Here is a 13,168-nt window from a genome sequence, read left to right as displayed (position 1 = left end):
TGTCCGCTATATTAAAACAACGTCACACATTTCGCTTATGATATTCAGGTAAAAATCGCCAAGCAATTTAATCGCAGCCCTGAAGTTATCATTGTTGTTAACGAGTAAACTTAACGTTTCAGGAGCATCATTTGAATATCAGCCGCAATGATAACAGAACATACCGTGCCCTCACACTGGACAATGGTCTAAAAGTCCTGTTAGTGCAAGATAAAGATTCAACTAAAGCCGCTGCATCGATGGCCGTGAATGCTGGTCACTTTGACGATCCTGTTGATAGACAAGGGCTCGCGCACTTTTTAGAGCATATGCTTTTTTTAGGCACAGACCAATTTCCTGAATCCGGCGGGTTTGGTAATTTTGTTTCCCAATCCGGAGGCAACACCAACGCATGGACCGGCACCGAGCACACTTGTTATTTCTTCGATATTAACAATCAAGAGTTTGCACAAGCACTGAGCCAATTTAGCCGGTTTTTTATTGCACCTTCTCTCAACCCTGGCGAAACTGAAAAAGAACGTAATGCCATTGATGCAGAATTTAAATTAAAAATAAAAGACGATGGCCGACGCATCTATCAAGCACACAAAGAAACCGTTAATCCTGCTCATCCATTTGCTAAATTTTCAGTGGGTAATCAGCAAACCTTAGCGGATCGTAATGGCTGTGTAAGCAAAGAATTGCGAGATTTTTTTAACACCCATTATCAAGCCCAGTGGATGAGCCTAGTGATCTGCGCTGATGCAGAAATTGACACTATGGTGCAATGGGTAACTACATTATTTAATGATATTAAAGGTCAGCAGCAACCAAAACCCGTCATAGAGGCATCACTTTATCGCGCGCAAGATCTTTGCAAAGTACTGCATATAGAACCGCATAAGCATATGCAAAAACTCATAGTAAGTTTTGCGATGCCTAATATTGATGATTTTTATCGCCATAAAACCGTTAGTTTTATTGCGCATTTATTAGGGTATGAAGGGCAAGGATCGCTTTACTCTATTTTAAAAGCGCAAGGTTGGATCAATGCCCTCTCTGCTGGAGGTGGCATTAACGGTAGCAACTTTAAAGATTTTAATATCAGCATGGCACTGACCGATGAAGGAATTGAATACTATGAAGACATCGTTGAAATGGTGTTTGAATATATTTGTTTAATTAATCAAAACATCGATAAATTACCGCGCTTATATCAAGATAAAAAAAATCTATTACAAATCGCCTTTGATAACCAAGAAAAAGCCCGCTTAATCGATTGGGTCAGTAATTTAAGCATCAACATGCAACACTACGATGAAGCCAATTATGTGCAAGGTGACTATCTCATGGATGGTTTTAATCAAACGGCTCATGAAACTGCAATGCAATGGTTAACGCCGCATAATATGCGCTTGGTGTTGATCCATCCTGATGTTGAACCGGAGCATACCACTCAGTGGTATCACACGCCCTATCGGATCGAAAGTATTTCTAGCTGTTGGCTGGAAGCGCTGTGCGAAATTAATACTCCACTACCAGAAATGCTATTACCTACAGCAAACCCTTATTTAACCAAAGAAGTGTCATTGTATGACGTTGAGCAGCCACAAAATCACCCACAACTATTAGTAAAAGAACCTGGCTTTGATTTTTGGTTTAAACAAGACAACACTTTTCGAGTTGCCAAGGGGCACTTTTATTTGGCGATGGATTCTGACTTTGCTGTTAAAGATATCAAACACATGGCACTTACTCGTCTATTTGCAGACTTATTTATGGATAGTGTTGCAGAACAATTTTACCCGGCAGAGTTAGCTGGTTTAAGTTATCACTTAACCTCACATCAAGGTGGTTTAACCCTGCACACTGCGGGACTCTCATCGAGCCAATTAGAATTAGTTGATGAATTACTCCAAGCGTTATTTAACGTCGATATTTGCGCTAAACGTTTTGCCGAGTATAAAAAACAGTTAGTCCGCCATTGGCGTAACAGCAATCAAAATAAACCCGTTGGTGAATTATTTAGCGTGCTGGGTGCAAAAATAATGCCGTGGAATCCAGAACCAGAGCAGCTTGCTGTGGCACTTAAAGATACCAGCTTTCATCAGTTTAATTGTTTTCGCCGCGAGTTTTTTAATGCCTTGCATGTAGAGTCATTTTTGCACGGTAATTGGCGAGAAAGTGATGCAATTGAGTTTCAAAAAAAGATTGCTCACCACTTAGCTAAATCAGCTACGATTGAAGATCTAACCCGTCCGTTATTTGAAATAGACAAAATAACCCGCTCGCAACTGACCCTAAATTGTAGCGATCATGCGATGGTTATTTATTACCAAGCACAAACCGATGACGTTGTTGAAAAAGTAAAAATGATGGCGCTAAACCATCTTATTAATCAAGATTACTTTAATGAACTTCGTACCAAACAACAGTTAGGCTACCTAGTGGGCGCAGGTTATGCGCCCTTTAATACTCGTGCGGGCATCGCCTTCTACGTGCAGTCACCTAACTACAGTGCAACCGCGATTTTTGAGCGTCATAATGCGTTTCTTGAGCAATTCCTTGCTTCATTAGAGCAATTAAATGAAGAGCAATGGCAGCAACAAAAACATGGCTTAACCACCCACATCGCCGAAAAAGATAAAAACCTCCGGCTGCGTTCACAACGCTTGTGGCTTGCCATTGGTAATCAAGATCATCACTTTCATATGCAACAAAAATTGTTAGAAGCATTGGAAAACCTTAGTCTTGCGCAGATAGTTACTTATATTCGCGAGACATTTGCAGAACATAGACCAAGATATGAGCTACTAAGCGTACCTAAAACAAACAAAACGACAAAAAAGCTGATTTCTTCTCATTCTCTTTGACACAACACCGTGCTTCAATTAGATTATCAAGTGCAAAATACAGAAGTGCCCTATGATAATAATAAAAATAATATTCAACACATTCATATTCGCCTCATTATTACTCTGCTTTAGCCCATTGGGCTATAGCGAGCAATTAGTCGATCAGCAAACTTTAATGCTTTATTTACCGAGTGCATTTGTTACGTTAGTGCTGCCTTACTTATTATTCACAATCTACAAATTACGCCGCTCACGACGCCAATTATGTATTTCTGAACGGCGTTTAAAAAGCACGGTTGAAGGCAGTGGTGACACACTTTGGGATTGGAATATCAAAACTGGTGAAGTACTGCGCATTAACGATAAATACATGATGGATAGAAATACCATCATTGATGTTCCACCTAATAAAGCCCTTATTCACCCTAATGATATAGCGCAAGTTGAATTACTGTTAAAGCAACACTTTGCGGAGCAAACCGCTTTTTTTGAAGCCAGCTATCGCATTAAAGACAGCTTTGATCGCTGGCATTGGGTACTCGACAGAGGCAAGATAATTGAAAAAGATACCAATTTAAACCCGCTAAGAATGACTGGCACGGTACGCGATATCACGCAATTAAAATCAACCGAGGCACGCCTTAACTTATTCGCTAAATGTGTTGAATCACTCACTGATGCATTAGCCATTTACGATAAAAACTTTAACCTGGTTGATCTTAATCCCAGCTTTTTATCGCAGTTTGGTGGGAACCGAGATAACTATTTAAACAAGCCATTTACCTTACCAGGTTACGAGCAAAGTTATATTGATGATATTAAAAATACTGTTCGTCTTACCGACCATTGGCAACAAGAAGTTAAACTGCGCAACAGTGAGCGAAAACTACTACCGATTGAAATCTCAATCGATGAAATTAAGAATGAACATAATCAAATTTGTAACTATGTCATTGTATATTCAGATTTAACCGAGCGTAAAAAAGCCGAATCACAACTACATAACTTATCAAATCGCGATCGTACAACTGGCTTACCTAACCGAAATCTATTTTTTACCGATCTTAAAAAGCTGGCAAAACAAGACAGCCACCATGCATTACTAGTATTTGATTTAGATAACTTTAAAAAAATTAATGACTCATTAGGGCATCAACTAGGCGACAGTTTACTGGCAAAACTAGCGATGCGGTTGAGTAAACTCACCCGTGAAAAAGATGTGTTTTACCGCTTAGGTGGCGATGAATTTGCCTTAGTTATGTCTGGCACTAACGATATTCATACCATTACCAGAATGGCAAAACAGTTTTTAGCCGCCATTGCCACGCCATTTAAAATGGCAGGTCACGAATTAGTGATCACTTCAAGTGTCGGCATTGTGTTATTCCCAGAAGATGGCAATACCCCAGAACTACTGCTTAAAAATGCCGATACTGCGATGTACCATGCGAAAAAGAAAGGTAATAGCTACTTATTCTTTAACGACACCATGAACCGCCAAGCAGTAAAACGCCTGCAAATTGAAAACTTAATGCGATTTGGTTTAAAAGAAGATCATTTTGAAGTTTACTACCAACCAAAAATGAATATCCGCACCGGTAAATTCACTGGAATGGAAGCCTTAGTGCGTTTTATTACTCCGAAAAAAGGCATTATTAGTCCTGGCGTGTTCATTCCCATCGCAGAAGAAACCGGGCAAATCATCGAAATTGGTGAAGTGGTACTTCATAAAGCATGCCGTGATGTTAAAGCCTGGCTGGATGCTGGCTTATTTAATGGCCGAGTTGCGGTAAACTTGTCTGCTAAACAATTTAGCTTACCGGATCTAACTACTCGTATTGATGTGATTTTACAAAATCACGCCTTGCCATCGTACTTTTTAGAACTTGAAATTACGGAAGGTACGGTAATGGACGACCCACAAGATGCTATTTCGATCATGCGCTCTCTCAGTGCCCGTGGTATTCATTTAGCCATGGATGACTTTGGCACTGGCTACTCATCACTTGCATATTTAAAGCAGTTTCCACTTAATACCCTAAAAGTTGATAAAGCGTTTATTGATGATATGCAAACAGAGCGAGGCCGTAATATGGTTGACTCAATAGTTACCATTGCACATAACTTAGACTTACATGTGGTGGCTGAAGGGGTTGAGCAAGCAGAGCAAATTGCAATCTTAAAAGAGCTTAATTGCGAAACGATGCAAGGCTACTATTATTCAAAACCTTTATCGCGAGCTGAATTTACAGAATTTTTGAAGAAACAACAAAACCAAGCGGCACTTAGTTTAGTACAACAGGCATAAATGACAGCCTATGGTCGCCATGTGCACGCTTGTATACCCACACAGCGCACTAGTGCACGACGATAATGTAAGTTAAACAAGCACCATGCAACGGGGCCTAACAACCCTGCTAGCACCAACCAGCGTTTAACTGGCATACCTTTTTTAATTGCCTGTGAATACATAACGACAATAGATACTACGCTGAGCAGAAAATACAAAAGCAGCCTCGTTCTTTCAGTTTAAAAAATGAGCGCGCAGTGTAACCAAAGCATGCACTGATTTAAAGTACTGCGGGCAAATAATGAGCATAAATTATAATGATATAAAAAAACCGACAAAGATGTCGGTTTTTATCAATACAGGCAGCGTACTTATTTTTCAGCACGGCCCATAAATTTATGCTCTGCGGTATTAATACGGATGCGGTCACCTGTAGAAATATGCTCCGGCACTTGAATGATCAAACCAGTTGATAATCGTGCAGGTTTAGAGCGAGCGCTCGCTGAAGCACCTTTAATTGAAGGGTCTGTTTCTTCAACCACAAGTTCAACACTTGATGGTAAATCTAATCCCACTGGTGCGCCATCAATTACAATGACATGCACGCCTTGGGTTTCTTCGTTGACGAATAAAATTTCTTCGCTGATCGCTTCTTTATTAAGATTATATGGCGTGTAATCTTCGTTATCCATAAATACGTATTCTTCGCCATCTAAATACGAGAACATTGCTTCACGACGAGTTAAATCAGCTAGTTTTAACATGTCGCTATCTTTGAATGTTTCATCTACTTTGCTACCAGTTACTACATCGTATAAGCGCATACGGTACAAACTTCCACCAGCACGGCCTTGTGGTACAGAACGAACAATATCTTTAACCACTAAAACGCGGCCATTAAACTCAATCGCAGTACCTTTTTTAACTTCACTTGCCTTTGGCATCAGTGTATTTCCTATAATTTATAAATCCCCAGAAACATACCACGAACTGGATTTTCTTCAATAAGAAAATATCACATACCGCTATTTTTCTCGTAGGGCCTGTATTTACTCATAAATTTTACCTATTAATCGATTTTTCATGACTAAACTACGAAAAAGCTGCTATGGTTAAACTACCAAAAATGACTTCAAGGACTGGATCATGGATCAGCACACTGCACATGAGTATTTAGCAAAAAAACCTCTGGTTATGGTTACCCAACCTTTCGGCCAAGAAGTTGATGTATATAAAGTAAACCATAAAATGTTTGCCACTTTATCGGTTGGCAACGAAGGGGAAACTGACGAAGACGGCAACCCTATTTGGTGGATGAATTTAAAATGCGACCCGGATGAAGCGCAATCACTTCGTGATATTTTTCCTTCAGTGATCCCGGGCTATCATATGAATAAACGGTTATGGAATACTGTTATTTTAGATGGCTCAATCCCGCAAGGTGAAATTGAACGTATGATTGATAATTCATTTAACTTAGTGGTTGCCAATATGCCGGAAAAAGATCGCAAAGCGATTGAAATTCATATGTAAGTCACAATTTTAATGTTGTACTGCGCAAGCTACTTGTTCAGTACAACTTAGCCTTACTCCGTACACGTTAGTAAAAAATGATGATCATCAAATAATACCCCACCAATTTCGTAAGCTGACGGTTCAACGCTAACTAACTTAAAGCCACATTTAGCCAACACTTTTTCTGAGCCTACATTCCCTTTCGTAACCACAGCAGTAAATTGTTGAATGTTAAACGCTGTCGTCGCCCATGTTAAAAATGCTTGTAGTGCTTCAGTTGCATAACCTTGACCATAAAACTCAGGCATTAACAGATAACCAACTTCGGGAGTGTTTGATGATGATGTTGTAAGCCCTGTAACGCCCACTTTTTTGCCTGTTTTTATTTCAATGATCATCAAACACAAAGACTTATTGGCTGTAGGGTGCCACGGCGCCAACCGCTGCATAAACTTACTACGTATTTGCGTATCAGAAGGCCTGTCAAAACATTTTTCAATAACGCATGGCTCATCATGCAAAGCTAAAAAAAACGCCCAATCGTCTTGTTCAAGGAGTCTCAATTGTAATCTTGCAGTGCTGATGTTCATTATTCGTCTTTACGCGGTATCAGTTAGGATGCCCCTGTTATAACAACAAAGCAAAATGATTTCAGCAACTAAATTTTTTTAATTCTAGGCATAAAAAAACGCACTTCAAACTATCCGTGCGTTTTTATAACTAGCAATTAAATACTATTTCACTTTATCATCGCTTGCATCGGCTGGGTGCGTGTCGGTTACCGATTCAGCTTCAGTAGCTGGCGCTGGCGGAACAATAACTTCTTGAGCCTCAACCGCTTCGACAGGTTCTACATCGGTAACGTCTTGCGTAGCCGCCACGGTTTGTTCTACCACAACTGCTTTACTTGGCTGTGCAGGCTCAGGCTGATAAAAGCTTGCACCAGCATCAGCCATCGCAACTAAAGCTGCACACGGCGCAAATACCGGATTAAAATTAGCAAAAGTAGCCATTTCTGAGCTTACTTTGTTTGCGCCAAGTTTATCCATATAGCTGAATGGACCACCTAAAAATGGCGGGAAGCCAATACCAAAGATTGCGCCAATATCACCATCACGAGGACTGGCAATAATGCCTTCGTCTAAACAGCGGGCAGCTTCGTTAAGCATTTGTGCCACACAACGTTTAGCAATTTCGCTTTTATTTAAACGTGGTGATGGGCTCACGCCGAGTAATTCGTAAACTGATTCGTCTACTTTTTTAGCTTTCTTATCGTAAAGATAAAAACCACGGCCAGTCTTCCGGCCTAAGCGTTTGGCATCAATTAAACGTGAAAACGCATCGGGTGCTTTAAAACGATCACCGAGTTCTTTTTCAAGAATTGGCGCAATCTTAGAGCCGATATCAATGCCGACTTCGTCTAATAGTGCTAATGGCCCAACAGGGAAACCAAACTCAACGAGTGCCGCATCAATCTTTTCAATTGGCTCACCTGCCAGTAATAAGTTAGCCGCTTCATTCACATAAGGCGCTAAAATACGGTTAACGTAAAAGCCTGCGCTATCTTTAACAACGATTGGTGTTTTACCTTGCTTACGGGCAAAATTTACAATCCGGGCGATAGTCTCTTCTGAGGTGCCTTCGTGTGGAATGATTTCAACCAATGGCATTTTCTCAACTGGTGAGAAATAATGTAAGCCAATTACATTCTCTGGACGGGCAGCTTCTGCCGCAATTTGTGAGATAGGCAATGATGACGTGTTACTAGCAAAAATTGTGTTTGCTTGGCATTCACGTTCTACATCTGCCACCATACCTTGCTTAAGGCTTAGGTCTTCAAATACCGCTTCAATCACTAAATCAATGTGTTTAAAACCACTGTAGTTAGTTGTACCAGTAATTCGGTTCATAGTTTGTTGCAGTTCAGCCTTAGATAAAATACGGCGCTTTTGCTTTTTATCTAAAATTTTATAGCTGTAATTCATGGCATTACTTATGCCCTGCTCTGCAACATCTTTGATACGAACTGGTACACCGGCTTTTACAGCACTAACATGGGCAATACCTGCGCCCATTAAACCACCGCCTAGTACGGCTGTTTTAGTGATTGCTGGAGCGTCGTCGTTGCGCCACTCTTTTTTCATTTCAGTGGTGGCAAAAAATATCCCACGTAATGACTTTGATTCGCTACTCATTACTAAAGTAGCAAAACCTTCCGCTTCTGTTTTATAAGCTTTTAGTTCATCCAGCTCAACACTTGCGCGTATTGCTTTGATAATAGCCAACGGCGCAGGATAATGACCACCGGTTTTTTTCAGTACATTTTCTTGTGCTTTTTTAAAGATGAAGTTTCGGCCAAACGGATTCGATTCTAATAATTGGCTAATACGATCAAGCTTAGGCTTGGCCGCTTTCGCTTTACCTTTTGAAGCAAATTCTTTTGCTACTTTTAGCAATACGGTCTGTGGTACACAATCATCTACCAAACCCGATTTTTTAGCTTGTTTAGCGCGAATTTGTTTACCTGTTAACGTCCACTCAAGGGCTTTTTGCAAACCAACCAGTTTAGGCAAGCGTTGCGTTCCACCACCACCGGGTAATAAACCAAGTTGTACTTCAGGTAAGCCTAGTTTAGTGATATCACTGTCTGTACATACGCGATAATCGCACGCCAAGGCAAATTCTAAACCACCACCCAATGCCGCACCATGAATGGCACTAACAGTTGGAAATGGCAGTTTTTTCATATCAAAAAATGCACGGTGGCATAATTCGCTGATCGCCAGTGCATCATCACGACTTTGCACGTTATCAAGCATTTTTACATCAGCACCAGCAATAAAGTTATCGCTTTTACCACTAATGAATACCATGCCCTTCACTGACTGCTGTTTTGCGTCATCAAGTAAGGCTGTTAAATCATCTGCAAAAGTGTCGCGCAGGGTATTCATTTTTTCGCCCGGCACATCAATGGTGACAACGGCAATACCGCTATCATCAACGTCTAAATTAAATACTGACTGTGTCATTACGCACTCTCCAATACAAAGGCTGCACCTAAGCCACCTGCGGCACACGCAGTTGTTAGTGCTAAGCCACCGCCACGGCGGTTGAGTTCATGTAAACTTTGGGTGATAAGTCGTGCGCCGGTGGCTGCAAATGGATGACCATATGCAAGCGAACCGCCTAAAACGTTAAACTTATCCATGTTAATTTCACCAATCGCTTTGCTGCGACCGAGTTTTTCTTGCGCAAACTTATCTGAGGCAAACATTTTCATGTTCGCTAACGTTTGTGCTGCAAAGGCTTCGTGCATTTCAATTAAATCAAGATCGGCAAGCGTTATGCCAGCTCTCGCTAAGGCAACAGGCGTTGAATGAGCCGGCCCCATTAGCATGTCTTCATTCACACCAATGGCAGAGAATGCAAAGCTACGTACATAACCTAAAATGTTATAGCCTAATGCTTTGGCTTTACTTTCGCTCATCATTAATACCGCTGCTGCACCATCAGTTAGCGGTGTTGAGTTTGCAGCAGTGACTGAGCCATGCTGACGGTCAAACGCTGGTTTTAATTTAGCGTACCCTTCAACCGTTGAATTATGGCGAATATTATTATCTTGTTCGATAAAACTTTTATACGGCGGTAAATGTGCAGTCATCACTTCATCAGCAAGTTTACCATCTGCCCATGCTTGGCTAGCAAGAGTATGTGAACGATGTGCTAAGGCATCTTGATCTTCACGGCTAATACTGTGAGTTTTTGCCATCTGCTCGGCAGTTTGACCCATAGATAAACCAGTTGAATATTCTGCAACCGCAGGCGGTACTGGTAATAAATCTTTTAAACGCAGCTTAGAGAATATTTTTAAGCGCTGACCTAAGGTACGTGCTTTATTGAGATCAACAAGGCTACCTGCTAATTTTTTACTTACGCCGATTGGCAATACCGATGACGAGTCTGCACCACCAGCAATACCCACTTGCACCGAACCTGCCATGATTGATTCAGCCACATTAGCAATCGCCTGAAAACTAGTAGCACAAGCACGTGATACGGAGTACGCATCAACAGATACTGGCATACCAGTACCCAATACGATTTCGCGGGCAATGTTTGGCGCTTCTGGCATTTGTACTACTTGACCAAACACTAATTGATCAATTTCAGATTTATCAAAGTTAAGGCGTTCAAGCATTTCGTTAACGACTAACTTCCCCATATCAAGGGCTGGTACATGATGAAATGCAGTTGCTTGTTTAGCAAATGGCGTACGTAAACCACTGACGATGGCAATACGATCGCCCTTTGCTGTTTTTAGTATATTTTGCTCAGACATTAATGCTCTCCCGCTGACAGGTCTGACCTGTTTGTTTTCCTCGATTCTAAACAACCCGTGTGCTAAAGCCAATAGCGAAATTGAAAATAGTATAATTAGTTACCAACCATAGGCTTTTTTTAGCATATTTACAAAAAATACTGCGCTTTCTATGCTAGGGTAAAAATCGTTAAAAAATAACGAACTATTTTGAAAACTTGAGTCTAACACTTGTGTTATAAACTATTTACCCATATTACTAGTTAAGCTTTTATAAACCTTGCAAATCAGGACAGTTTTTTTACTATGGCCACTAACGTATTTTCACAATTAAAAACTTATTTAGATAGCCAAATTATTGGCCAGCCAGAATTAACGCAAGCACTACTTATTGCTATTTTAGCCGATGGTCACTTATTAGTAGAAGGCCCTCCAGGGCTTGCTAAAACTCGCGCAGTAAATGCATTAGCCAAAGGCGTTGAAGGCTCATTCCAACGCGTACAGTTTACCCCAGATCTATTACCTGCTGACGTAACCGGTACTGATATTTACCGCCAACAGACCAGCGAGTTCGTTTTTGAAAAAGGCCCACTATTTCATAACCTAATTTTAGCCGACGAAATTAACCGTGCCCCAGCTAAAGTGCAATCAGCCTTATTAGAAGCCATGGCTGAGCGCCAAGTCACGGTTGGTAAAAACACTTATCCGCTGTCGGATTTATTTATGGTGATGGCAACCCAAAATCCACTGGAGCAAGAAGGCACTTACCCGCTACCAGAGGCGCAATTAGACCGTTTCTTACTCCACCTAAGTATTGATTATCCAGGCGCCGAGCATGAGCTTGATATTTTACGCCTTACCCGTGGCGAAGCGTTGAGCGAGCATCAAGCACCAGCACAACAAATTAGTCAAAGCGATTTATTTGCCTCTCGCAAAGCAATTTTAGGGCTGTATTTAGCTGAGCCACTTGAGCAATATTTAGTGCAACTTATTATTGCAACGCGTGAAGGCGCAAAACTTGACGCCCAATTAGGTAGCTGGATTGAATATGGCGGAAGTCCGCGTGCCACCATCGCCTTAGATAAATGTGCCCGTGCTCATGCATGGTTACAAGGTCGTGACTTTGTTGCTCCAGATGATATTCAAGCTGTGTTACATAATGTTCTGCGCCATCGCATTATTTTAAGTTATGAAGCACAAGCCGATGGCGTTACTAAAGATCAAGTCATTAGCCGTATTTTAGAACTTGTTGCCGTGCCATAAATCATGCAAAGCCAATTAGATAACCAACAGTGGCTCAGCCTAAGTCATAGCCATGGGGTCGACTTAGGCTTGAAAGAGCTGATGTATTATAAAGCGAAAGCTCGCTTATTAGAGCTTGCGCCAAAAGTTAAAATTAGAAATAGCCTGACCGGCCAATATCTCGCGCCTCATAAAGGCCGTGGTATGGAGTTTGCTGAAGTACGTCATTATCAACAAGGCGATGATATTCGCTCAATTGATTGGCGCGTTACAGCACGTACTGGCGAAACACACACTAAGTTGTTTCAAGAGGAAAAAGAACGGCCAGTGTTTGTGTTTACAGACTTTTCTAATTCAATGCTGTTTGGCTCAAAGCTATTACTTAAATCTGTGCAAGCGGCGCATATCAGTGCCTTGGTTGCGTGGTCAGCGTGCCAACGCGGCGATCGCATCGGTGGCATCGTGTTTAATCAACACGGTCATTTAGAGCTCAAGCCCAGCGCCCGCGAAAAAGCCGTGTTAAAACTATGCCACAATTTGTGTAATAACCACCAGCAAGCACTCGCGCAGATTGATGAGCCCGCAAACAATAAACTCAGTGATAATCTAAAACGTTTGAATCATTTAGCCAAGCCGGGCAGCTTAGTCTATTTGGTGTCAGATTTTAGCGCCCTTGATGATGCCAGTTTTAAACAACTAGAAATACTGAGTCGACATTGTGAACTGATCGGCTGCCATATTAGCGACCCATTTGAGCATCAGCTACCGGCGTTTAAACAAACAGTCACGGTGAGCGCCAACGGCAGTGACTTTGCGTTACCGCTGATGGATAAAAGTTTTCGTGATAAATTTGCTAAAACTGCTGAGCAAGCATTTACCACACGAATGCAACGCTTAACTAAATCGGGTCTAAATTTAATATCATTCAATGCAGCCACACCTCTTGAGCTGCAATTAGTGAGAAAGTAA

General features: G+C 41.3%; 9 protein-coding genes. 5 read left to right on the top strand and 4 right to left on the bottom strand.

Features of this window, described 5'->3' with window-relative positions:
* Positions 1 to 131: 131 nt before the first annotated feature.
* Positions 132 to 2,852, top strand: coding sequence for an insulinase family protein (locus tag H5162_RS16120; protein WP_182731359.1), 2,721 nt, complete (start codon positions 132 to 134; stop codon positions 2,850 to 2,852).
* A gap of 157 nt (positions 2,853 to 3,009) precedes the next feature.
* Positions 3,010 to 5,142, top strand: a complete 2,133-nt coding sequence (locus H5162_RS16115) for a bifunctional diguanylate cyclase/phosphodiesterase (protein ID WP_257326390.1) — start codon at positions 3,010 to 3,012, stop codon at positions 5,140 to 5,142.
* Positions 5,143 to 5,495: 353 nt separating this feature from the next.
* Here the strand turns inward: H5162_RS16115 and yeiP are convergent, their stop codons facing one another.
* Positions 5,496 to 6,068 (bottom strand): elongation factor P-like protein YeiP, encoded by a 573-nt coding sequence (gene yeiP, locus H5162_RS16110; protein WP_145240366.1) that lies wholly within the window; start codon positions 6,066 to 6,068, stop codon positions 5,496 to 5,498.
* A 202-nt stretch (positions 6,069 to 6,270) separates the two neighbouring features.
* Here yeiP and H5162_RS16105 point away from each other — a divergent pair, with 202 nt between their 5' ends.
* Positions 6,271 to 6,657: an MmcQ/YjbR family DNA-binding protein gene (locus tag H5162_RS16105; protein WP_145240364.1), complete on the top strand. Its 387-nt coding sequence runs from the start codon at positions 6,271 to 6,273 to the stop codon at positions 6,655 to 6,657.
* 53 nt (positions 6,658 to 6,710) lie between these two features.
* On the opposite strand, the gene H5162_RS16100 is transcribed toward H5162_RS16105, so the two are convergent.
* The 3 genes from H5162_RS16100 to fadI all read right to left on the bottom strand — a co-directional run bounded on the left by H5162_RS16100 (position 6,711) and on the right by fadI (position 10,978).
* The gene (locus tag H5162_RS16100; RefSeq protein WP_145240362.1) at positions 6,711 to 7,229 is read right to left on the bottom strand and encodes a GNAT family N-acetyltransferase; all 519 of its coding nucleotides are present in this window, start codon (positions 7,227 to 7,229) and stop codon (positions 6,711 to 6,713) included.
* Between the two features lie 144 nt (positions 7,230 to 7,373).
* Positions 7,374 to 9,668: a fatty acid oxidation complex subunit alpha FadJ gene (gene fadJ, locus H5162_RS16095; RefSeq protein ID WP_182731357.1), complete on the bottom strand. Its 2,295-nt coding sequence runs from the start codon at positions 9,666 to 9,668 to the stop codon at positions 7,374 to 7,376.
* A complete protein-coding gene (gene fadI / locus H5162_RS16090; protein WP_145240359.1) occupies positions 9,668 to 10,978 on the bottom strand; it encodes an acetyl-CoA C-acyltransferase FadI in 1,311 nt (436 codons plus the stop codon). The genes fadJ and fadI overlap by 1 nt, the downstream gene beginning before the upstream one ends.
* A gap of 285 nt (positions 10,979 to 11,263) precedes the next feature.
* Here fadI and H5162_RS16085 point away from each other — a divergent pair, with 285 nt between their 5' ends.
* Positions 11,264 to 12,220 (top strand): MoxR family ATPase, encoded by a 957-nt coding sequence (locus H5162_RS16085; RefSeq protein WP_182778981.1) that lies wholly within the window; start codon positions 11,264 to 11,266, stop codon positions 12,218 to 12,220.
* 3 nt (positions 12,221 to 12,223) lie between these two features.
* A complete protein-coding gene (locus tag H5162_RS16080) occupies positions 12,224 to 13,168 on the top strand; it encodes a DUF58 domain-containing protein (protein ID WP_182778979.1) in 945 nt (314 codons plus the stop codon).

The organism is Pseudoalteromonas sp. SR41-8 (assembly GCF_014163915.1).
Taxonomy (GTDB): domain Bacteria; phylum Pseudomonadota; class Gammaproteobacteria; order Enterobacterales; family Alteromonadaceae; genus Pseudoalteromonas; species Pseudoalteromonas rhizosphaerae.
This window is presented reverse-complemented; position numbering and strand designations above follow the sequence as displayed.